General features: G+C 67.6%; 19 protein-coding genes. 10 read left to right on the plus strand and 9 right to left on the minus strand.

The window, feature by feature from the left end:
- Positions 1-115: 115 nt before the first annotated feature.
- Together dnaN and dnaA are read right to left on the minus strand one after the other, a co-directional pair.
- Entirely contained in the window at positions 116-1,246 is a 1,131-nt protein-coding gene (gene dnaN, locus H293_RS0119250; RefSeq protein WP_020119489.1) for a DNA polymerase III subunit beta, read from the minus strand.
- A gap of 880 nt (positions 1,247-2,126) precedes the next feature.
- Complete coding sequence (dnaA, locus tag H293_RS0119255; RefSeq protein WP_078612612.1) at positions 2,127-4,094, minus strand: chromosomal replication initiator protein DnaA; 1,968 nt, start codon at positions 4,092-4,094, stop codon at positions 2,127-2,129.
- A 383-nt stretch (positions 4,095-4,477) separates the two neighbouring features.
- On the opposite strand from dnaA, the gene rpmH reads away from it, so the two are divergent.
- The 9 genes from rpmH to H293_RS0119300 all read left to right on the plus strand — a co-directional run bounded on the left by rpmH (position 4,478) and on the right by H293_RS0119300 (position 11,387).
- A complete protein-coding gene (gene rpmH / locus H293_RS0119260; protein WP_006381191.1) occupies positions 4,478-4,615 on the plus strand; it encodes a 50S ribosomal protein L34 in 138 nt (45 codons plus the stop codon).
- A 21-nt stretch (positions 4,616-4,636) separates the two neighbouring features.
- Positions 4,637-5,008, plus strand: a complete 372-nt coding sequence (rnpA, locus tag H293_RS54960; RefSeq protein WP_078612613.1) for a ribonuclease P protein component — start codon at positions 4,637-4,639, stop codon at positions 5,006-5,008.
- The gene (gene yidD, locus H293_RS0119270) at positions 5,005-5,355 is read left to right on the plus strand and encodes a membrane protein insertion efficiency factor YidD (protein WP_020119492.1); all 351 of its coding nucleotides are present in this window, start codon (positions 5,005-5,007) and stop codon (positions 5,353-5,355) included. Before rnpA ends, yidD begins: the two co-directional genes overlap by 4 nt.
- Positions 5,356-5,358: 3 nt before the next feature.
- Positions 5,359-6,645, plus strand: coding sequence for a membrane protein insertase YidC (gene yidC, locus H293_RS0119275; protein ID WP_020119493.1), 1,287 nt, complete (start codon positions 5,359-5,361; stop codon positions 6,643-6,645).
- Positions 6,646-6,660: 15 nt separating this feature from the next.
- On the plus strand, positions 6,661-7,173 hold the full coding sequence (locus H293_RS0119280) for a Jag family protein (protein WP_020119494.1): 513 nt from the start codon (positions 6,661-6,663) through the stop codon (positions 7,171-7,173).
- Positions 7,174-7,291: 118 nt separating this feature from the next.
- Positions 7,292-8,008 (plus strand): 16S rRNA (guanine(527)-N(7))-methyltransferase RsmG, encoded by a 717-nt coding sequence (rsmG, locus tag H293_RS0119285; RefSeq protein ID WP_020119495.1) that lies wholly within the window; start codon positions 7,292-7,294, stop codon positions 8,006-8,008.
- 265 nt (positions 8,009-8,273) lie between these two features.
- A complete protein-coding gene (locus H293_RS0119290) occupies positions 8,274-9,347 on the plus strand; it encodes a ParA family protein (protein WP_078612614.1) in 1,074 nt (357 codons plus the stop codon).
- A complete protein-coding gene (locus H293_RS0119295; protein ID WP_028807999.1) occupies positions 9,344-10,444 on the plus strand; it encodes a ParB/RepB/Spo0J family partition protein in 1,101 nt (366 codons plus the stop codon). The genes H293_RS0119290 and H293_RS0119295 overlap by 4 nt, the downstream gene beginning before the upstream one ends.
- Before the next feature lie 325 nt (positions 10,445-10,769).
- A complete protein-coding gene (locus H293_RS0119300) occupies positions 10,770-11,387 on the plus strand; it encodes a GNAT family N-acetyltransferase (RefSeq protein WP_020119498.1) in 618 nt (205 codons plus the stop codon).
- Between the two features lie 52 nt (positions 11,388-11,439).
- Here H293_RS0119300 and trxA read toward each other — a convergent pair whose 3' ends face one another.
- From trxA to sigM, 4 genes are all read right to left on the minus strand, one after another.
- Positions 11,440-11,772, minus strand: a complete 333-nt coding sequence (trxA, locus tag H293_RS0119305) for a thioredoxin (protein WP_003991504.1) — start codon at positions 11,770-11,772, stop codon at positions 11,440-11,442.
- A 44-nt stretch (positions 11,773-11,816) separates the two neighbouring features.
- Positions 11,817-12,785, minus strand: a complete 969-nt coding sequence (gene trxB, locus H293_RS0119310; protein WP_020119499.1) for a thioredoxin-disulfide reductase — start codon at positions 12,783-12,785, stop codon at positions 11,817-11,819.
- A 168-nt stretch (positions 12,786-12,953) separates the two neighbouring features.
- Positions 12,954-13,850: an anti-sigma factor family protein gene (locus tag H293_RS0119315; RefSeq protein ID WP_020119500.1), complete on the minus strand. Its 897-nt coding sequence runs from the start codon at positions 13,848-13,850 to the stop codon at positions 12,954-12,956.
- On the minus strand, positions 13,847-14,572 hold the full coding sequence (sigM, locus tag H293_RS0119320; protein ID WP_020119501.1) for an RNA polymerase sigma factor SigM: 726 nt from the start codon (positions 14,570-14,572) through the stop codon (positions 13,847-13,849). The genes H293_RS0119315 and sigM overlap by 4 nt, the downstream gene beginning before the upstream one ends.
- Before the next feature lie 595 nt (positions 14,573-15,167).
- On the opposite strand from sigM, the gene H293_RS49745 reads away from it, so the two are divergent.
- Entirely contained in the window at positions 15,168-15,581 is a 414-nt protein-coding gene (locus H293_RS49745; protein WP_020119502.1) for a hypothetical protein, read from the plus strand.
- Between the two features lie 191 nt (positions 15,582-15,772).
- Here the strand turns inward: H293_RS49745 and H293_RS0119330 are convergent, their stop codons facing one another.
- From H293_RS0119330 to H293_RS0119340, 3 genes are all read right to left on the minus strand, one after another.
- Entirely contained in the window at positions 15,773-17,485 is a 1,713-nt protein-coding gene (locus H293_RS0119330; RefSeq protein WP_020119503.1) for a protein kinase family protein, read from the minus strand.
- A 119-nt stretch (positions 17,486-17,604) separates the two neighbouring features.
- Positions 17,605-19,869, minus strand: coding sequence for a murein biosynthesis integral membrane protein MurJ (gene murJ, locus H293_RS0119335; RefSeq protein ID WP_020119504.1), 2,265 nt, complete (start codon positions 19,867-19,869; stop codon positions 17,605-17,607).
- A 44-nt stretch (positions 19,870-19,913) separates the two neighbouring features.
- Positions 19,914-22,283, minus strand: coding sequence for a DUF6049 family protein (locus H293_RS0119340; protein ID WP_020119505.1), 2,370 nt, complete (start codon positions 22,281-22,283; stop codon positions 19,914-19,916).
- Positions 22,284-22,324 lie beyond the last annotated feature (41 nt).

Below are 22,324 nucleotides of genomic sequence, written 5' to 3' on the forward strand. Positions count from 1 at the left end.
CGTACCCACGTACGAGCCTAAACCCGGACGCTCACGCACACCTGTGGGCATACGCGCTCAAACGTATGCCCTCACCTGGGGCTTTGCCTCAGCCGCTCAGCCGCACCGGGCACGCTCAGCCGCTGAGGCGCACCGGCATGATCAGGTACTTGTAGGCCTCGTCCGCCTCGGCGTCCAGGGCCGGCTTGCCGCTCAGCAGCGCGGGCTTGGTGGACGTCGTGAAGGAGAGCTGGGCGACCGGGGAGTCGATGGCGCTCAGGCCGTCCAGCAGGAAGGTCGGGTTGAAGGCGATCGAGACGTCGTCGCCCTCCAGCTGGGCGTCGACCCTTTCCACAGCCTGTGCGTCGTCGCTGGAGCCGGCCTCCAGAATCAGCACGCCCTGCTCGAAGCTCAGCCGCACCGGGGTGTTGCGCTCGGCGACCAGGGCCACACGCTTGACGGCCTCCACGAAGGGTGCGGTCTCGATCACGGCCACGGAGTTGAACTCCGTCGGGAACAGCGAGCGGTACTTCGGCAGGTCGCCTTCGAGCAGCCGCGTGGTGGTACGGCGGCCCGCGCCCTCGAAGCCGATCAGGCCCTCGCCCGCGCCCGAACCGGACAGCGCCAGGATGACGCTGTCACCGCTCGTGAGGGCCTTGGCGGTGTCCAGGAGCGTCTTGGCGGGCACCAGGGCCACCGCGGACGCCTCCGGGTTCTCCGGCTTCCACAGGAACTCGCGGACCGCGAAGCGGTAGCGGTCGGTGGACGCCAGCGTGACGGTGTCGCCCTCGATCTCGATGCGCACACCGGTGAGGACGGGGAGCGTGTCGTCACGTCCCGCGGCGATGGCCACCTGAGCGGCGGCGGAGGCGAAGACCTCACCGGGGACGGTGCCCGTGGCGCTCGGCATCTGCGGCAGCGCCGGGTACTCCTCCACAGGCAGGGTGTGGAGGGTGAAGCGCGAGGAGCCGCAGACCACCGTCGCCCGTACACCGTCTGTGGAAATCTCCACCGGGCGGTTGGGCAGTGCGCGGCAGATGTCGGCGAGCAGGCGGCCGGAGACGAGCACCGTGCCCTCCTCCTCGACCTCGGCCTCCACGGAGACCCGCGCGGAGACCTCGTAGTCGAAGCTGGACAGGCTCAGCTGGCCTTCCTCGGCCTTCAGGAGAAGGCCGGCGAGGACAGGCGCCGGCGGACGGGCCGGGAGGCTGCGCGCCGCCCAGGCCACTGCCTCCGCGAGTACGTCGCGTTCCACCCGGATCTTCACTGTTGCCGCCTCCTGCTGTTGCCGGCGCTGCTCGGCCTGCCTGGCTTCGTCGTCTGTCTCGGTGTCGTCGGTCCCTGTGCCGGGAAGGACACCGGGGAACAGTCTGACGCACCCCACTGACAGTAGGTGCCTCTCGGGGTCAAGTCGTGACGAGGGGCAGCCGGGAGCCGGACAGCGAGTTGTGCACAGGCCCCACTTCGAAACGGATTCCCAGCTCTCTCTAGTTGGGAGTAGTAGTAGGGGCTGTGGATACCGTGGATAACCTCGTTTTCCCAGCTCAGAGTGGGAATTTTGTCCACTGGCCCTGTGGGCGACGGCGGTGGACAACTGGGTGTCTCTGTGGAGAACAGAAAGTTCTGCACACTCCGTGCACAGCCTGAGGCGACTTCTCCCCAGCGCCGTCCCCAGCTTTACCCGCCTTTCCCACAGCCCAACCCGGCACCTTCGTGTGACGCCTTTCACTCGACCCGGTGATCAGGCGCGTCGCGTTGCCGAACAGTGGACAGGCATGTGGAGAAGCCGCTGATCGCTGGGGACAACCGGCTCCAGCCTGTGGGTTGCCGGTGGACAACTCGGTGCACAGCCTGTGGATCTTCTCGCTGTCCACAGGCTGTGGAGATCCTTCGTCCACGAATCCACAACCACCTGACCTGGCCTGATGGGTTTTCACCAGGGAGTCTGTGGACCGCGATCTGGACAACTTCGCAGTCCCCAGGATGTGGACGGGAAAAAGTCACCGGATCTGTGGAGAGAGGCCGTAACCCCGCCGGGAATCGAACACCCGGCTACGGCAGCGTGACCTCGGGCATGACGAAGGGCGCCCCGGGACCTCGTCCCCAGGGCGCCCTTCGGTGTCGGAGCCATCGCGGCTCTGCCGCTGTCAGCCGTTCTTGATGCGGTTCGTCAGCTCGGTCACCTGGTTGTAGATGGAGCGTCGCTCGGCCATCAGATTGCGGATCTTGCGGTCCGCGTGCATCACGGTCGTGTGGTCGCGGCCGCCGAACAGGGCGCCGATCTTCGGCAGCGAGAGGTCCGTCAGCTCGCGGCACAGGTACATGGCGATCTGGCGGGCCGTGACGAGGGCTCGGCCGCGCGAGGTGCCGCACAGGTCCTCGACGGTCAGGCCGAAGTAGTCCGCCGTGGCGCTCATGATGGCCGTCGAGGTGATCTCGGGCGCCGAGTCCTCGCCGCCGGGGATCAGATCCTTCAGCACGATCTCCGTCAGGCCCAGGTCCACCGGCTGCCGGTTGAGCGACGCGAACGCCGTCACCCGGATCAGCGCGCCCTCCAGCTCACGGATGTTGCGTGAGATGCGGGACGCGATGAACTCCAGCACCTCCGGCGGGGCGTTGAGCTGCTCCTGGACCGCCTTCTTGCGCAGGATCGCGATCCGGGTCTCCAGCTCGGGCGGCTGGACGTCGGTGATCAGACCCCACTCGAAACGGTTCCGCAGCCGGTCCTCCAGCGTCACCAGCTGTTTGGGCGGCCGGTCGCTGGACAGCACGATCTGCTTGTTGGCGTTGTGGAGCGTGTTGAAGGTGTGGAAGAACTCCTCCTGCGTCGACTCCTTGTCCGCGAGGAACTGGATGTCGTCGACGAGCAGGATGTCCATCTCGCGGTAGCGCTTGCGGAAGCTGTCGCCCTTGCCGTCACGGATGGAGTTGATGAACTCGTTGGTGAACTCCTCCGAGCTCACGTACCGCACGCGCGTGCCGGGATACAGGCTGCGCGCGTAGTGCCCGATCGCGTGCAGCAGGTGGGTCTTGCCGAGCCCCGACTCCCCGTAGATGAAGAGGGGGTTGTATGCCTTGGCCGGAGCCTCGGCGACCGCCACCGCGGCCGCGTGGGCGAAGCGGTTGGAGGCGCCGATGACGAACGTGTCGAAGAGGTACTTCGGGTTCAGCCGCGCGGTGGGCTCGCCGGGGCCGGTCGCCGGTGCGGGCTGCGCGGCCAGTGGGCCGGGGGCGCCGGTGGTGGGCAGGTTGGAGCCGACCGGGCCGCCGCGGTGCACACGGCCGGAGCCGGACTGCGGATCGGGCAGGTCCCGGCGGTTGTCGCGCTGGTCGTAGTCGGACCGGGGCTGGTCGTAGTCGGGACGCGGCTTGTCGTACTCCGGCCGCTGGTTGTAGTCGGAGCGCGAGCCGTCGTAGGGCGGGCGCTCCATCGACTGCGGGCGGTAGTCCTGCGACGAGGGGCCGTACGACTCCTGCCCGTACGGCTCCTGAGGATAGGGCTCCTGTGACGGTGACGCGTACGGGTCGCGCTCCGGGAAGCCGAGCCGCTGCTGCTGCCAGCTGTACTCGTCCTGCGCCGGCCGCGGCCAGGCGCCGGGTTCGGGGCGCTGGTATTCCGAGGGGTAGGCGGGGCGCGCGGTCGGGAGCTGGTCCGGGCGGGGAGAGCGGTCGCCCTGGTGCCCGGGTCGCTGTTCGGCGCGGCCCTGGTGGGAGTCGTCGGCGCGGTGACGGCCGTAGCCCTCGTACTGGTTGTCGTACTGGCCGGAGGGAAGCTCCGGCTCCTCGTAGCGCGACTGGGGCCGGGGGGCCGGAGGCGCGGGCGGTGCCGAGGGCTCGCCCGCGGAGTCGTCGACGGTGATCGCGATGCGGATCGGCCGTCCGCACTCGCGGCTCAGCGTCTCGCTGACGGCCGGGGCCAGCCGACCCTCCAGTACGCCTTTCGCAAATTCGTTCGGTACGGCGAGCAGGGCGGTGTCGGCGACCAGCGCGAGCGGCTGGCAGCGCCGGATCCAGTGCTCGTCCTTCGCCTCCACACCCTGGACTCGGCCCTCACCGAGAAGCTGCTCGAGTACGCGTGGCCACACTGCGGCAAGATCGGCAGGTACGTCAGCCACAGGGCACGCTCTCTCACGGGTCCCACGAACGTGTGGTTGTGGGACGAGTCGGGATTCAAATGGGGTGGAGCCGAAAGACAGGGGTCAACGGAACGAATCGGAGTTCAGTCACGGTAGTCAGGGCGACGGGTGCGGTTCAAGTTGTTGTCCCCAGCCTGTGGATAGTGTCTCCCGGTGACCACTGGTTTGACCGGATGGCGTAGCCGCGCGTACCGTAACCAGGTCGAGTTGTCGATGGCTGCTGCCGCCTGCCTCCGATGGGCACAGATCGCGTCAGGTGATCGGTAAGCGGTGCACACGGGCGTAACTGCGAGCTACTCGTGGGCGCACGGTGACAGCCAGGACGGCACCCGCCACCACCGATTGATTTCTGGAGCCCCCGAGTGAGCAAGCGCACCTTCCAGCCGAACAACCGTCGTCGCGCCAAGACCCACGGCTTCCGCCTGCGGATGCGTACCCGTGCCGGCCGCGCGATTCTCGCGAACCGTCGTGGCAAGGGTCGCGCCAGCCTGTCCGCCTGATCCCGATCAGGTCATGACATCGTGCTGCCTACCGAGCATCGGCTGAGGCGGCGCGAGGACTTCGCGACCGCAGTACGACGAGGGCGCCGGGCCGGTCGCCCGTCCCTCGTCGTCCATTTTCGTAGCGGTGCCACGGACCCGCACGCGTCTGGGGAGAGCGCTCCCCCGCCGCGTGCGGGTTTCGTCGTGAGCAAGGCCGTGGGCGGTGCCGTGGTGCGCAACAAGGTGAAGCGCAGGCTTCGCCATCTGATGCGCGACAGGGTCCTCCTGTTTCCCCCCGGTAGCCTGGTAGTCGTACGAGCGTTGCCCGAGGCGGGCGACGCCGATCACGAACAGCTGGCCCGAGACCTGGATGCCGCCGTTCAGCGGCTGCTGGGAGGGGGCGCACGATGAAGTACCCGCTGCTGGCGCTGATCAAGCTGTACCAGTGGACCATCAGCCCGCTGCTGGGGCCGGTGTGCAAGTACTACCCGTCGTGCTCCCACTACGGCTACCAGGCCATCGACCGGCACGGTGCGATCAAGGGAACGGCACTCACCGCCTGGCGCATCCTGCGGTGCAATCCGTGGTCGCTGGGCGGTGTGGACCATGTCCCGCCGCGCAAGCGTCCGCGGTGGCACGAATTGCTGCGTAACGCCTGGCGTGCACGTAGGGGCGGGCCCTCCGCCGCCTCGGCCACCGAGGGGCAGAATCCTTCGAGCCCGGCCGCAGAGACTCCGTCCCATGCCCAAGGAGCATGATTAGTGGACACGATTGCCAGTCTTTTCAGCTTCATCACGACACCCGTCTCCTGGGTCATCGTCCAGTTCCACACGGTGTACGGCAAGATCTTCGGCCCTGACACCGGCTGGGCCTGGGGCCTGTCGATCGTGTCCCTCGTGATCCTGATCCGTATCTGCCTGATCCCGCTCTTCGTGAAGCAGATCAAGTCGACGCGGGCGATGCAGACGCTCCAGCCCGAGATGAAGAAGATCCAGGAGCGCTACAAGAACGACAAGCAGCGTCAGTCCGAAGAGATGATGAAGCTGTACAAGGAGACGGGTACCAACCCGCTCTCCTCGTGCCTTCCCATCCTGGCGCAGTCCCCGTTCTTCTTCGCCCTTTACCACGTGCTCAACGGCATCGCGACGGGCGACACCATCGGCGTCATCAACGAGTCGCTGCTGGCCAGCGCTCGTAAGGCGCACATCTTCGGCGCCCCGCTCGCCGCGAAGTTCAAGGACGGCTCCGCCACTGTCCAGGCGCTGGGCGCCACGGTCACCGATGTGCGGGTCGTCACCGCGGTCATGATCGTCATGATGTCGGCGTCGCAGTTCTACACGCAGCGCCAGCTGATGACGAAGAACGTCGACACCACCGTCAAGACGCCGTTCATGCAGCAGCAGAAGATGCTGATGTACGTCTTCCCGGTCATGTTCGCCGTCTTCGGCATCAACTTCCCGGTCGGTGTCCTCGTCTACTGGCTGACCACCAACGTGTGGACCATGGGCCAGCAGATGTACGTCATCCACAACAACCCGACCCCGGGTTCCAAGGCCCAGGCCGCGTACCTGGAGCGTCTGACCAAGCACGTCACGAGCCACGGCAAGGCCCGCAAGCGCAGCGAGCGCACCATCATCAAGGCGATCGTCGCCAAGGGCCGCGACCGCAACGAGTTCGAGCGCAAGTTCATCAACGGTCTGAACAAGGCGGGCCTCGCGGCCCAGGCCGACGGCTCGGTCATCCAGAGCGACTCCCAGGCCGCGGTCCAGACCGAGGACGGTTCGACGGCGAGCGCGGCGGCTCCCAAGCGTCAGCAGCCCAAGCGGCAGAGCAAGTCCCAGCGGCAGTCGGGTGCGATTGCGGCCGGCTCGAAGGCGGCTGATGACGCACCGTCGTCGGAGCCGACCTCGCTGACCAAGTCCGACGAGCCAGAGGACGCCAAGCCCGCCGCTCCCGCCAAGAAGCAGCCCGGCGGCGGTACCCGCAGCAAGGCCCAGTCCGGACAGCGCAAGGGTCCGCAGCGGCCCAAGTCCCCGTCCAAGAAGTAAGAAGGAGTCCATCCCGTGACGGAAGGCACCACCTCCGCCGCTGCCGAGGGTGCAGACACCCTGACCCGCCTGGAGCAGGAAGGCGAGATCGCGGCGGACTACCTCGAAGGTCTGCTCGACATCGCCGATCTCGACGGCGACATCGACATGGACGTCGAGGCCGACCGCGCCGCTGTCTCGATCATCAGCGACGCGGGCGGTCGCGACCTGCAGAAGCTGGTCGGTCGTGACGGCGAGGTGCTGGAAGCCCTGCAGGAGCTCACCCGCCTGGCTGTGCACCGTGAGACCGGGGACCGCAGCCGGCTGATGCTGGACATCGGCGGTTACCGGGCCAAGAAGCGTGCCGAGCTGTCCGAGCTGGGCGCCAAGGCCGCCGCCGAGGTGAAGAGCACGGGCGAGTCGGTGAAGCTCAACCCGATGACGCCGTTCGAGCGCAAGGTCGTGCACGACGCGATCAAGGCTGCCGGGCTGCGCAGTGAGTCCGAGGGCGAGGAGCCACAGCGCTTCGTCGTCGTGCTTCCCGCCTGATCGGTCCGTACGTTCCTCCGGCCCCGTCTGTAGAGCAGGCGGGGCCGAACTTTGTCAGCCTGATAGTTCTGATGATCGGCGCCCGGTGCGCTGATGCGGTACGGAAGGACGGTTCCCCGTGACGGAGGCAGCGGAGCTTCCCCCCGCGCCCGAGCAGGCGCGCGAGGTGTTCGGCGATCGCTACGAGGACGCGGTGCGGTACGCCGAGCTGCTCGCTGAGGCGGGTGTGCAGCGCGGTCTCATCGGTCCCCGTGAAGTGCCCCGCTTGTGGGAGCGGCATCTGCTCAACTGCGCGGTGCTCTCGGAGGTCGTTCCCGAGGGCGTGACGGTGTGCGATGTCGGCTCCGGTGCCGGTCTGCCCGGCATTCCTCTGGCCCTCGTCCGCGAGGACCTGAAGATCACGCTGCTGGAGCCGCTGCTGAGGCGTACGACCTTCCTCACGGAGGTCGTGGAGCTGCTGGGGCTGGACCATGTGACGGTCGTGCGGGGCCGCGCCGAGGAGGTCATGGGCAAGCTGACTCCCGTGCACGTGGTGACAGCACGGGCGGTGGCCCCGCTGGACCGGCTGGCGACCTGGGGTGTCCCGCTGTTGCGTCCCTACGGCGAGATGCTGGCGCTCAAGGGCGACACCGCGGAGGAGGAGCTCAAGGCGGCAGGCACGGCCCTGAGCAAGCTCGGTGCCGTGGCGACCTCCATCCTGCATGTGGGTGAGGGCGTGGTCGATCCGTTGTCCACTGTGGTGAGGGTGGAAGTCGGGGAAAGTCCCGGCGGTGTACGTTTCGCGGCCAAGCGTGCCAAGGCGGCCCGCACCGGCCGCACCCGTCGGCGTCGCTGATCCGTCCTGCCGACGAGACTTACTCCACACAAGCTGTCAAACCTATGCATGCCGGAGTGTCGCGGCAGAACGGGCACGGCTGCCCTGCATCGTGTTTCACGTGAAACGTCGCTCACTGCTGCACGGCATCATCAGCCGGGGCCGCGCCGCGGCCGAACCCCGCGACCGAAAGCCTCTTGGGTCACTCGGAGAGGTAACGGAGTTGTCCACAGAGGTGGATTTCTCCACAGAACAACAGGCCTCACTGGTTCACGACCCCGAAGACATGGGAGGCTCTGTTCATTGCGAGCCTGAAGTCGAGGAGAGTGAATCCTTGCGGTCCGACGCCAACATCGCGGGACCGATGACCGATCCGGTCCCCGGTCCCCGAACCGAGTCGATGGGGGAGGATGTTTCACGTGAAACACCGCCCCCGATGGACGACACTCCGATCGGTCGTGCTGCCCAACTGGCGGTAGAGGCTCTTGGTCGCGCCGGCGAGGGCCTGCCACGGCCCGAGCAGACCCGGATCATGGTCGTTGCCAACCAGAAGGGCGGGGTCGGCAAGACGACGACGACCGTCAATCTTGCTGCCTCGCTGGCTCTGCACGGCGGCCGTGTCCTGGTGGTCGACCTCGACCCCCAGGGCAACGCGTCCACCGCGCTGGGTATCGACCACCACGCCGAAGTCCCGTCCATCTATGACGTCCTGGTCGACAGCAGGCCGCTGTCCGAGGTCGTTCAGCCGGTCCCAGATGTCGAAGGCCTCTTCTGCGCCCCCGCCACCATCGATCTCGCCGGTGCGGAGATCGAGCTGGTGTCCCTGGTGGCACGTGAGAGCCGTCTGCAGCGCGCCATCCAGGCGTACGAGCAGCCCTTGGACTACATCCTCATCGACTGTCCGCCCTCGCTCGGCCTGCTGACGGTCAACGCGCTCGTGGCCGGTGCGGAGGTCCTCATCCCGATCCAGTGCGAGTACTACGCGCTGGAGGGCCTGGGACAGCTGCTGCGCAACGTCGATCTGGTGCGGGGCCACCTCAACCCCACCTTGCACGTATCGACCATCCTGCTCACCATGTACGACGGCCGGACGCGCCTCGCGTCCCAGGTCGCGGACGAGGTGCGCACCCACTTCGGCGAGGAGGTGCTGCGGACGAGCATTCCCCGCTCGGTCCGTATCTCCGAGGCGCCGAGTTATGGACAGACGGTGCTGACCTACGATCCAGGATCAAGCGGCGCCCTGTCCTACCTTGAGGCAGCGCGAGAGATCGCGCTGAAGGGCGTCGGCGTCAGCTATGACCCGACGCAGGCGCACATCGGCGCACAGAGCAATCCGAACATGGTGGAGGGGATCCAGTGAGCGAGCGACGGAGGGGTTTGGGTCGTGGTCTCGGCGCACTGATCCCCGCTGCCCCGACGGAGAAAACGCCGACCCCGGCGGCGATGGGGGGCACTGGTTCCGCGTCTCCGGCATCCGTTCCGGTGCTGACGACCGATCGTGGCGTGGCCGCGGCGAAGGTGGCCACGCTGCCGCCTGTTTCACATGAAACCGAGACGCCTTCGGTCAACGGTTATGCGGAGACGCCCGCGCCTCCCATGGGTGCCCACTTCGCGGAGCTCCCTCTCGACTCCATCACGCCGAACCCGCGCCAGCCGCGTGACGTCTTCGATGAGGACGCGCTGCAGGAGCTGGTCACCTCCATCCAGGAGGTCGGCCTCCTCCAGCCGGTCGTCGTACGCCAGGTCGGTCCCGCCCGCTACGAGCTCATCATGGGCGAGCGGCGATGGCGGGCCAGTCGTGAGGCCGGTCTGGACGCGATCCCTGCGATCGTGCGAGCCACCGATGACGACAAGCTTCTTCTGGACGCCCTCCTGGAGAACCTCCACCGTGCGCAGCTGAACCCGCTGGAAGAGGCAGCCGCCTACGACCAGTTGCTGAAGGACTTCAACTGCACGCACGACCAGCTGGCGGACCGCATCGGCCGGTCCCGTCCGCAGGTCTCCAACACCTTGCGTCTGCTGAAGTTGTCGCCGTCGGTACAGCGCCGGGTGGCCGCCGGAGTGCTCTCCGCCGGACACGCCCGTGCCCTGCTCTCTGTCGAGGACTCGGAGGAGCAGGACCGGCTGGCCCACCGGATCGTGGCCGAGGGCCTCTCGGTGCGTGCGGTCGAGGAGATCGTGACCCTCATGGGGTCGCGGCCGCAGACCGCCCAGCGCTCCAAGGGGCCGCGCGCCGGCGCCCGGGTCTCTCCGGCGCTGAGCGACCTCGCGACCCGTCTCTCGGACCGTTTCGAGACGCGAGTGAAGGTCGATCTGGGTCAGAAGAAGGGCAAGATCACCGTCGAGTTCGCCTCGATGGAAGACCTCGAACGGATCCTCAGCTCCCTCGCCCCCGGTGAGGGACCGGTTCTGCAGAAGAGCCTGCTGGACGGCGAGGACGAAGAGGCAGAGGGCTGAGCCAGGGTCGCCAGGGTGACAGCGTCCAGGCGAGGATGGAGAGCGGGTCGTGTCCGGTGTGCCCCGGAGCACGGCCCGCTCTTTGCTTTCAGGCGGTATCGATGGAATCGCTGGGTGGATACGATGCGACTGGGTGCGGCACATCCACCCGGCAGTACCTCTGAGGGGAGGCAGGGGCCATGCGAACGATGAGCCGAAGCGGACTGGTGAGCGCGGGCCTGGGACTGGGGGCGGTCGGCGGATTCGTCGGTAGCCTGCTCAGGGAACGGAGCGCTCTGACGGCCGCCCGCGATGCTGCGGGCGAAGGAAGCGAGGAACAGCCTTCATGGGGCGTCGGCTCGTACCGCTCACGCTGGACAACCTTCCGGACCTTCCCCAGCGTTGCCGCTCGTGCGTCTTCTGGGAGTTGGACCCCGTCAGCGGAGAAGCCGCGGTAAAAGCGGGAACAGCCGCTCTGGAGAAGGAAGCCTGGATCTCTGCCGTCCTGCTGGACTGGGGATCGTGCGGCCGGATCGTCTACGTCGACGACGTGCCGGTCGGTTTCGTCCTCTACGCCCCTCCCGCGTATGTTCCCCGCTCGACGGCGTTCCCCACGAGCCCTGTCTCTCCGGACGCCGTCCAGTTGATGACGTCATTCATCATGCCGGGTTATCAGGGGCAGGGTCTGGGCCGCGTGATGGTGCAGACAGTTGCCAAGGACCTGCTGCGGCGGGGCTTCAAGGCCATCGAGGCCTTCGGCGACGCCCGCTGGAAAGAGCCCGCCTGTCTGCTTCCCGCAGACCATCTCCTCGCCGTGGGCTTCAAGACGGTCAGGCCCCACCCCACGTACCCGAGGCTGAGGCTGGAGCTGCGCAGCACGCTCTCCTGGAAGGAAGACGTGGAGATGGCACTGGACCGGCTTCTGGGAGCGGTACAGAAGGAACCAGCGTTGCGCCCTCTGTAACGCGATGGGGCCGGCCCTTTCGGACCGGCCCCATCGTGTTTCACGTGAAACATCACTCGGCGATGAAGTCCTCAAGGTCGCGGACGATCGCGGCCTTCGGCTTGGCACCGACGATGGTCTTGGCGACCTCGCCGCCCTGGTACACGTTCAGCGTCGGGATGGACATGACGCCGTACTTGGCGGCCGTACCCGGGTTCTCGTCGATGTTCAGCTTGACGACCTCGATCTTGTCGCCGTACTCGGCGGCGATCGCCTCAAGGGACGGAGCGATCTGACGGCACGGTCCGCACCAGGCGGCCCAGAAGTCCACCAGGACGGGCTTGTCGCTCTTCAGGACGTCCTGCTCGAAGGAATCGTCGGTCACATTCTTCAGGGTGCCGGCCACGGCGGGCTCCTTAACTGGGTTGGTGCGGTGGGGCGGGATGGGGGTCAGACAGCGGTCTTCTCGGGCTCGGCGTTCTCTGCGTCCGCGAGGGCGGCGAGGAAGCGCTCGGCGTCGAGAGCGGCCGAACAGCCGGTGCCGGCCGCGGTGATCGCCTGGCGGTACGTGTGGTCGACCACGTCACCGGCGCCGAAGACACCGGTCAGGTTGGTACGGGTCGAAGGCGCCTCCACCTTCAGATAGCCCTCACCGTCCAGTTCGAGCTGGCCCTTGAAGAGCTCGGTGCGCGGGTCGTGGCCGATCGCGATGAACAGGCCGGTGACCGCCAGGTCCGAGATCTCGCCGGTCTTGAGGTTGCGCAGCTTCAGCCCCGAGAGCTTGGGGTCGCCCTGGATCTCGGCAACCTCGCTGTCCCACACGAACTTGATCTTCGGGTCGGCGAAGGCACGCTCCTGCATCGCCTTCGAGGCGCGCAGGGTGTCACGGCGGTGGACGATCGTCACGGACTTGGCGAAGCGGGAGAGGAAGGTCGCCTCCTCCATCGCGGTGTCACCGCCGCCGATCACGGCGATGTCCTGGTCCTTGAAGAAGAAGCCGTCACACGTGGCACACCACGAGACGCCGCGCCCGGAGAGGGCGTCCTCGTTGGGCAGGCCGAGCTTGCGGTGCTGCGAACCGGTGGTGACGATCACAGCCTTCGCCTGGTGGACCGTCCCCGAGGTGTCGGTGACGGTCTTGATCTCACCGGTCAGGTCGACGCTGACGATGTCGTCCGGGACGAGCTCGGCACCGAAGCGCTCCGCTTGGGCGCGCATGTTGTCCATGAGCTCGGGGCCCATGATGCCGTCCTGGAAGCCAGGGAAGTTCTCCACCTCGGTGGTGTTCATCAGCGCGCCACCGGCGGTGACGGCGCCCTCGAACACCAGCGGCTTCAGCGACGCGCGCGCGGTGTAGAGCGCCGCCGTGTAGCCGGCGGGCCCGGAGCCGATGATGATCACGTTTCGGACGTCGCTCACGGCTTGGTTCCTCGTCTCTGGACTGCGTCGTCGGACCGGTGGAGCCCCTCGCGGGACTCTCACCCCACCCAACGGATCCTAAGGGGCGCGCATTCCCGGTGTGTCCGGGCACACGGAGAGGCCACACCGTACGCATTACCACGCAGGACGAAGACGATGCGTGACCGCTCAGGAGCGCGCGTAGGACCGCTTCAGCAGAACCTTCGCGGCGCCCGTCGGTGCGTTCTTCACGCACGAGGTATCCACGATGTACGCGGTGATCCGGGTGCTGTCGGAGGGATCACGCAGCACGACCAGAAGCGCGTCCGTGCCTTCGTAGACGCCGTTCTTGGTGGCGAGCGGCGAGTCACTGGTGTGGATGCCGTTCTGGATGCATCGGGGAACCTCCGGCGTCAGCAGGGTGCGGGGGTCCTCGGAGCCCGGGATGCTCGCCGCGCCCATGCTGGTGTGCGGAGCCTGAGACCCGCCGGTTGCACTCTGCTTGTCGGTGAGAAGGTCCGAGACCTGCTTCTCCAGTCCGCTCGCGGAGAAGGTGTCGGCGGGAGCAGTGACATGTCCGGTTGCCGCGCGGGTCGACTTGCCGTCGTCCAACGTCGAGAGCAGGACGGAGCCCAATCCCAGTGCGGCGACGGTGAAGACGGCCCCGAGGACGGCAACCTTGCGACGTCCATTCCTGCTGCGGTCCTTGCGGCCCGGGCCGGTGGTGGAAGTGCGAGCGTGTCCCGCCGGGCGGTCGGCGGTGGGCGATGTTTCACGTGAAACATGCGCGCTCTCGATCGGCTCCGGTGCGTTCACGGTCTCGGGAGCAGTTGCCTGGAGGAGAGCCTCCGCGGCGAGGGCGGCGTCGATCCTGCCGGCGACATCGGCGGGCATGCGAGGCGGGCCCGGTAGCGTGCCGAGCAGGCCACGGATCTGCTCCAGCGACGCGTGAACGTCCGTGCAGAGGTCGCACTCGTCCAGATGCCGCCGTACGTCCGCGGTCCTGGAGGGGGGCAGGACGCCTTCGGTGAGGTCGGAGATCTCCGCGACGTCCGGGTGCCCGGCTGTGTCCGTCGTGGAAGTCACGCTCGCCCACCTCCGCCCTTCACTGCAGCTGAATCGCTTGATCCTGAATCCGGCGGGCCTTGTGACGGAGGTCCCGCTGCGGGTGGGACGGATGTCCCCTGAGTCCGGTTCCGTCCAACGCCCCCTTCTCTGCCGTCTCCGGCGTTTTCCGGCCGCAGATGAGTGAGAAGGGGGAGCAGTCTGGCTCTGCCTCGGGCGCAGCGGCTCTTCACCGTCCCTGTCGGCACGTCGAGGATGCGGGCGGCTTCGGCAACGGGATAACCCTGCATGTCCACGAGGACGAGGGCGGCGCGCTGGTCGGGCGGGATCGTGCCGAGGGCCTCCAGAAGCTGGCGGTGGAGGTCGTTGCGCTCCGCGGGCGCCGAGGCGGACTCGTGCGGCTCCAGGAGCTGCTCCAGGCGCTCGGTGTCGTCGACCGGAGACGTCTTGCGGGAGGCGGCCTTACGGGCACGGTCGAGGCAGGCGTTGACGGTGATCCGATGCAGCCACGTCGTGACGGCCGACTGGCCTCGGAAGGTATGGGCGGCCCGGTAGGCGGAGACGAGGGCGTCCTGGACGGCGTCAGCGGCTTCCTCGCGATCCCCCAGCGTCCGCAGGGCCACCGCCCAGAGCCGATCCCGATGCCGCCGCACGAGCTCGCCGAAGGCGTCGGGGTCGCCCTCGACATGACGGGTGAGAAGATGCTCGTCGCTTGCATCGCCGTATCCGGCGCCCTCTGCCATAAGCCCCTCCCGTGGGCAACTCTACGTACTCGCCTCCGAGGACGCGACACTTCAGCAGCGGTTACAACGGCGCATGCGACGCCATCAAGGCATACCAGGAGATTGAGTACGCCTACCAGCTCAAGAACACCTATAACGAGAACGCGTCGGCTTGGTTCCTGACTTACACGCCGAGTGACTGCTACCGGTTCGGCAGCTGACCGTGATCTCTTGGTGAACGGTTGACATCAGAGTGCCCTGCACGCGCAGGGCACTCTGGCTTTTTCTCCAGGACCGATTCTGAAAACTTTGGGATGGAATGCCGAAATGCTTAGGTTTGGCGTGCGGACGGCCGCTGCACTCGGGGTTGCTCTGTGCGTATCGTGCTCATCGGGGCATCAGGATTCCCCGGAAGTAGATGGTCCCAGTGGTCGTTCCTCCGTTGCGCCAAGGACCGAACGGCAATAGTCGTCGCTACGGAGTTGTGGACCAGGGCATCGCAGCGGAATACGGATACCGCGATCCACCTCACGAGAGTGCGACTCAGCCCGCCCCTGCACCGAATGCAGCGCAGAAGGAGCTGCTCTTCGGATCGGACGGGGCGAAGGACGGCTGTATGGCGGAGGCGGACGCGACGCTCCGCTCAGGAGACCTTCCAGCACAGGGAGTGGAAGCCGCTCGGACGATAGATTTGACCTCCTTCAAGGAGTCCCAGACCAGCGCAGACGTCAAGCAGGCCTTCGCCGAGTGGTCGGAATGCATGTCCGAGAAGGGCTATGAGTACGCGTCACCGTTGGAGTCCGCCGGCGACAAGTGGTTCGCCGAGACCTCTGCTACGGCGGAGGAGGAGCGGGTGGCTCAAGCGGACGTGTCGTGCAAGAACAAGGTTGACCTGGTAGATCGCTGGCACAAGGCGGAGTCGAAGATCCAACAAGGCATGATCGACCGACACGCCAAGGAGCTCGAAAGACTCAGGACCTTTCAGGACGGCCTGGTGAAGAGGTCACGCGACATCTTGCAGAAGGAATGAAAGCAGGTCCCCGGCACGGCCCGGCATTCTCACGTCATGTCCAAGTTGCGATCTCCTCGATCCGCAGTCGGCATGAGGAGATCGGGCCGGTCAGGAGCCTTTGAGTCCAATACAGACCGAGTGTGCAAACGGGGCAAATCGCCAGAACGCCGGGGCCGTGGGGCCCCGGCGCGTCGCGAGCCGGGTCTCAGTCAGCCCCTGACCTCGACCTCCGAGATGCCACCGCGGAACAGGTCGGCAGACCCGTCTTCCGGCAGTTCCGTGACGTGGATGAGAACGTACCGCGTACGAATCGGCTTCTTCAGTTCGATCTGAAGGCTCACCCCGGTGGTCGACAACTTGGTCAACCGCTGGGAGAAAGCATTCAGGGATGCGGGAGCTGAGACATCAGCGTCCGCTGCGAGTACCTCGGCGGTCTGCCCGCTCCGGTACATGGAGATATCGAGACGGGACACGTTCCTCACACTGCCGAGGTCCAAGATCAGGCCACTCCCTTCCTTGCGCTGCGGCAGGTTCCCGAAGTTGGCGAATCTCCGGTACTGCGGGGTGACCCACGCGGTATCCGTATTGCCATCGATGGCGAGCTGGACCTCGTCCTCCTGTATGCCGGACCCGCTTGGTGCGAACTCCTGCACGCTGTCGATCGGGATGCGCTTCAAGGGCGTGGTGGGCTTGTTGCCGCCGTCCTCGTCCGTCGTCTGCGTCGGGTTCGTCTCGTCCGACTTCCCGCCCCGGTCCATCAGCGCGTCCGCGAGCTGCCAACTGCCGAGACCCAGGGCGGCGATGAGGAGGGCGGAGACCGCCCACTTCAGGGCTCGGCCCGTACGGCTCTGCAACGGCGGTGGCGGGGCCGGTACGGGCGAGGTGACACCGGCGTGGGGCGCCGGGCGGCCGTATGTGCCCTGTTGGTACGTCGTGCGCTGGTAGTCCGGCGGGGCCGTGAACGCCGGCTCCGGCGGACGGATGCGGGGCATCTCACCGATCGCCTTGACCAGTTCCTCGGGTGTCGTGCACGCCGACTCGTGCCGTGAGGCCGTCGCACCGTCGTTGGCGAGCGCCCGCATGGACAGCTCGGACAGCCCACGGTGGACACCCGCCCGCACCTGGTCGGGCGCGATGAGGCCGACATCCTTGGGCAGACCGGCCAGACCGTAGGCGTCGCTCTCGTACGGCCACCGCTGGGTGAGCGCCGCGTACAGGAGCGCGCCGATCGCCTCGGTGTCCGTACGCTGCGGAGACTCCGAACTGACGCCTCGTAGCGCGGCGTTCACGGCGAGGCCGCGGATGCGCCACTGCCCGCTCGACGTACGCAGGACCGCGTTCGGGTTCAACCGCAGGTGCGCGAGCCCCTCGCGGTGGGCCGTGGCCATGGCTGACGCCACCTGACTGACCATCTGGTAGGCGTCGTACACCTCCAGCGGGCCGGGAGCGAGGAGAGCGGTCAGCTCGGTCGCGTCGGGCAGCCATTCGTGGACGACGTAGACGAGGTCATTCTCCTCCACGGCGTCCAGGACCTGGACGAAGCGCGGGTCACCCAGCAGGGCGGAAGAACGGGCCGCGGCCAGGACGGAGCGCGCCCGCACATGGTCCGCGGGCAGGATGTGCACGCCGACGGCCCGACGGAGTTTTTCGTCGACGGCACGCCAACTGCTGAACCCGTCCAGACGGGTGACGCACTCCTCGAGACGGTAGCGTCTGGCCAGTTTGTGGCCGCTGTGCAACTCCGGCGGTGACGCTTTGCCAGGACTCTCGGTCCCGCCACTCCCCTGTGCCTCGACGTCTTCCGTGTCCCGCTCCCGGTTCTTGGCCACGCCGTCGGCCGTGGACTGGTCCGCCTTGGCGGTCAGCGGTTTGTCACCGCTGTTGTCTGCCACGTCGACGGCAGCCGTGCTCCGTTCCGCCACCGTCGTTCCCTGCCTCCCCATTCGTTGCGCGCCGTGCGACGCAGAATCCAATTGTGCCCACAGTCCGACGCTATGCACGACACACAGTGGCGGACGATGGTTGTGCGCGTACCCCTGCTTCAGCGCCCCAGACGCCCCCGGACCATGCCGACCAGCGAGTTCAGTTCCTCGATCCGCATCTTGCGCGCGGCAATGAAGAAGATCCCGAGCAGAACCGCTCCACCCGCGATCAGAGAGGCGAACGAACCGACGACTCCCTGACCGAGCGAGTGACCGATGCCGTAACAGGCCGCTCCGCTGAGCAGCGCCGCCGGGACGGAGGCGATGCAGAGCCGGGCGTAGGTGCGCAGAACGCGGTTGCCGTCCAGGTCGCCGCCGAGGCGCTTGCGCAGCCGGTTCCAGGCGACGCCGACGCCGATCGCGTACGCGAGACCGTAGGAGGCGGCCATGCCCGCCACAGCCCAGCGGGGCGGCAGCACCACGTAACACAGGGCCGAGGCGCCCGCGTTGACCGCCGCCACGATGACCGTGTTGTAGAAGGGGGTGCGGGTGTCCTCGTAGGCGTAGAAGGCGCGCAGGACGACGTACTGCACCGAGTAGGGGATCAGGCCGAGGGCGAAGGCCATCAGCATGAAGCCCATGTTCGTGGCCTCGCTGATACCGGATGAGCCGAAGATCAGCGTGCACATCGGGATGCCGAGGGCGAGGAACCCGAAGGCGATCGGGACGATCGCGACGGCTGTGGTGCGCAGGCCCTGGGAGATGTCGTCACGGACTGCGCCGCCGTCCTCCTCGGCCGCCGAGCGGGCCAGACGCGGCAGCAGAGCCGCCATCAGGGAGACGGTGATGATGGCCTGCGGCAGACCCCAGATGAGTTGGGCATTGGCGTAGGCGGAGAAGCCGGTGCCGTCGACGGGAGAAGCCTTGCCGGACGCGGTGGACAACTGGGTGACCACCAGTGCGCCGGCCTGGTTGGCCAGGACGAACAGGACGGTCCACTTGGCGAGCGTCACGGCTTTGCCGAGGCCGTGGCCGCGCCAGTCGAAGCGCAGCCTCATCCGGAAGCCGGTCTCGCGCAGGTACGGGATCATCGCCAGCGCCTGGACGACGAGACCGAGCAGGACGCCGATGCCGAGGAGGCGCTGCCCCTCCGGCGGGATGTTCGAGACCTTCATGCCGGAGTCGGCCGCGGTGCCGTAGACCCACATGAAGGTGCCGAGCGTCACGATGATGACGATGTTGTTCAGGACCGGGGTCCACATCATCGCGCCGAACTTCCCGCGCGCGTTGAGGATCTGCCCCATCACCACGTGGATGCCCATGAAGAAGATGGAGGGCAGGAAGTAGCGGACGAAGGTGATGCCCACCTCGTTGGCCGCCGGGTCGCTGGCCACCGAGTCGGACAGCAGACGGATCAGGAACGGGGCGCCGAGGACCGCGATCCCGGTGAGCACGCCCAGCGCCACCATCACCAGGGTCAGCAGCCGGTTGGCGTACGCCTCGCCGCCGTCCTCGTCCTCCTTCATGGCACGTACCAGCTGCGGTACGAACACGGAGTTGAGGCCGCCACCGACGGTCAGAATGTAGATCATCGTCGGGAGCTGGTAGGCGACCTGGAAGGTGTCACCGAGCAGACCGACACCCAGCGCCGACACGATCAGGGCCGAACGGATGAAGCCGGTCAGGCGCGAGACCATCGTGCCGGCCGCCATCACGGCGCTCGACTTGAGCAAACCTGTGGCCTTCCCACCCTGCTTCGCGGGGGTCGCGGGAGTTGCGGGCGCCGCCGCGGCCGTCGCAGTACCGAGATTCATGGTCTCGTCGGCCGACGGCACAGCCGCCGCGGGAGCCTGGAACTGCGGTGCCGGCGGCGGTCCGCCCGGCCCCGGTACCGACGGGGTGTCCGTCGGGCGGCCGCCGCGCTGCTGTTGGTCGCGGAAGAGGTGGGCGAAGGCGTCAGGCTCGTGGCGTTCCTCGCCGGCCTCGCTCACCAGATCGTCGACGCCCACGAACTGGGTGGTGCGAGGGTCGTCGCCGTACGGCAGGTACTGCGTCGGGCCCTCCGGCTCGGGCGCCGGGGTCTGTGCCCACACGTGCGGGTCCGGGGCGTAAGGGGACTGGGGCGGCTGGGAGTACAGCGGCTGCTGTGGCTGATGGGTGCCGGGGGGCGGCGGGGGATGCGCGGCACGGTCGTAGAGGGCCTCGGCGACCGGGTCCTGGGCATGGAGGTCCTGAGCCCGGTAGGGGTCCTGGTCGTAGGCGTCCTGGAGGTACATGTCCGCGGGAGCCTGTGGCGGCACCTGGCCATGCTCGGGCGGCGGCCCCTCGGGGCGATCCGAGTTGCCCGCGCCCTGACCGCGATCACCGTCGTACGGCGCGTTCATGGTTACCCCACCTCATCGTCCCGGGCCCACCGGCCACGACATCCTCAACGGTCCACTCTCTCACCCGTGCCGGACGGGTCGGCGCTTTCCGCTGCGGTGTCCGCTGTCAGGTCACTCGGCTGCTCCGGGTCTTCTGCCCCGGTCGCGGTGGCGGCCTCTTCCTTGAGACGGTCCTCCGGGCCTTCCGGGTTCTCCGGACCGTCCGCGGCTTCGCCCGCCTCGTCGTCGGGACCACTCTGCTCGGCCTCACGGGCGGCCGCGCGCTTGCGCTGGGTGTACATCCGGAATCCTGCCAGCACCAGCAGCAGGACACCGCCGCCGATGACCAGCATCACCGTGGCCGTGAACTCCGTGACCTTCACGTCGAACCGTACGGCCTTGCCGTACGGTTGACCGTCCTCCGTGTACAGCTGGGCGATCACCGAGGCTTTGCCGTTGGCGTTGGCCGTCGTGGTGAACTTCACCGTCTGGCTGTGTCCGCCCGAGACCTCGACCGCCTGCTCGTCGTAGGAGGAGCCACCGATCTCGAGCCGGTTGGGGCTGAGCGAGGTCAGCCGCAGCCTCAGGTGCTTCACGCCCTGCACCAGGTTGTTCTGCACCGTCACGGGGATCGTGGCGCTGCGGCCGGAGAGCTTGGTCTCCGACTTGTCGATCAGGCTGACCTGGGAGATCAGGTCGTCGATATAGGCCTCGACGTCACTGCGGAAGCTGCTCGCCCCGGTTGCGCTGCCCCGCCACGACGTGGACATCCCGCGGTTCATGGCCAGCCCGAAGGGGGTCACGACGCGGGACTGGTCGAAGAGGATCACCTTGAAGTTGTCGAGCTTGTTCTGCGTGCTCGCGATCTGCTGGAAGGCCCACTTCGGCAGCTCCTGCCTGCGCAGCGAGGCGGGGTAGGCGGACGCGGAGGGCACCTTGGTGGTGGCCCCGGGGTCGGGCTTGGCCGCGGCCGCCGCCGAGAGCTTCTGGGTCTGTGACCAGTTACCGCCCTGCAGCGTGGTGATCGCTTCGGCCATGGCGGCGGCCTGGCTCGACGTGGGCATGCGCTGTGGGGCGACGACGATGCTGCGCTGCTTGTCCGTCTGGAGATCGAGAGCGAGGCTCTGGGCGAGGAACCGCTGGACGGCGAGTGTGGCGGAGGAGGCCTTCGTCAGATCGCCCTGGAACGCCGTCGAGAGCCGTGCGTCGGCGACGACCGCCGTGGTGCCGCCGCCGATGGGACGGGCCGCGGAAGGCGTGTACGTCAGTCCGGCGGTTTCCTGGAGGCTGTCGCTGCGGGCGATCAGCTTGTCGGCGCCGGCGGAGGTGGCGACCTTGACGATCGACGGGTCCACCGCGCCGTTCACGGGCCAGGCGAAGTCGGTGCTCGGCGTCACGTGGAGCACGGTCCGCACGGTGGTCGCCGCGACGTCGGTGGCCTCGTCGAGGTGGCTGAGCGAGCCGGTGACGCTCGTGCCGTTGTGGGCCAGGGAAGCGAGGTCGGGATCGGCGAACGGAAGCGCGACGACCTCCTTGTCCTCCACCGCCTTCTGCAGCCTGGCCAGCCACTGCTTGGCGAGTGCCTGGTGGGTGCCCGGGGTGGTGGTGTCACCCTCGCCCTGGATCCGGTAGCTGCGGGTCATCGCGTCGACGGACGCCAGCAGGTCCGGGTCGATCACCCACGTGACGTCCAGGTTCTCGCCCAGGGACAGCATCTGGTCCAGGCGGCCGCCCGCCGAGATCTCCTCGGCGAGGTCGTCGTTGAGGAAGACCGGCGTCTGCTGGGCGTTCGAGCCGGTCTCCGCCGTCATGTGCACGGAGGAGATCAGTGGCCACAGGAACGTCGTCTTCGTCTTCGTGTCCGCCTCGTCGGACTGCCACGGCAGGAAGGTCCGCTGGATGCCCAGCGGCTGATCCCACGCCTGTGCGGCGGTCCTGCCCGAGAGGGAGACGGCGATCTGGTAGACGCCGGCGTCACCGAGGTCCAGCTCGTCGACCGGGACGGAGAGGGAGAAGGGTTGGGCCACCCCGGGGGTCAGTTTCGCGAACTTCGCCTCGTACTTGCCGCCGACCTCGGACCCTGTGTCGCCCTGGAGGGAGTCTTTGCCGTTGCTGACGGTGTCGATCGACGAGCGCGTGTTCAGCTCGGGGCCTACCTGCAGTCCGACATGGGCGGCGGTGACAGCCTGCTTGCCGTTGTTGGTAACCGTCCCCGACACGGTGAGCGTGTCACCGTCCGTAGGCGCGCTGGGGCTGAGTGTGTCGATCGCGACGGACACCGACCCGGAGGCGTCGGCGGCCTGGGCGGGTGCCGCGGCGGGAAGCTGGCACAGGCCGGCCAGGAGCGGGACCCCTGCGAGCAGGGCCCCTGTGCGCCGCAGCCAGCGGCGGGCAGGTGAGGGACTGGTCCCCTGGAAGTCTGCCGCCTCGGCCACGCGCTCGCCCGTCCCTCGTCGTCGTCAGTGGTCGTCGGAAT

The organism is Streptomyces canus 299MFChir4.1, from assembly GCF_000383615.1.
GTDB classification, from domain to species: domain Bacteria; phylum Actinomycetota; class Actinomycetes; order Streptomycetales; family Streptomycetaceae; genus Streptomyces; species Streptomyces canus_C.

What these genes read in the sequence shown, in the direction of transcription:
- yidD (WP_020119492.1), top strand. Translation starts at nt 5,005, where the DNA reads ATGAAGTACCCGCTGCTGGCGCTGATCAAGCTGTACCAGTGGACCATC.
- H293_RS0119290 (WP_078612614.1), top strand. Translation starts at nt 8,274, where the DNA reads ATGGGAGGCTCTGTTCATTGCGAGCCTGAAGTCGAGGAGAGTGAATCC.
- H293_RS0119300 (WP_020119498.1), top strand. Translation starts at nt 10,770, where the DNA reads ATGGGGCGTCGGCTCGTACCGCTCACGCTGGACAACCTTCCGGACCTT.
- sigM (WP_020119501.1), bottom strand. Translation starts at nt 14,572, where the DNA reads ATGGCAGAGGGCGCCGGATACGGCGATGCAAGCGACGAGCATCTTCTC.
- H293_RS49745 (WP_020119502.1), top strand. Translation starts at nt 15,168, where the DNA reads ATGGCGGAGGCGGACGCGACGCTCCGCTCAGGAGACCTTCCAGCACAG.
- murJ (WP_020119504.1), bottom strand. Translation starts at nt 19,869, where the DNA reads ATGAACGCGCCGTACGACGGTGATCGCGGTCAGGGCGCGGGCAACTCG.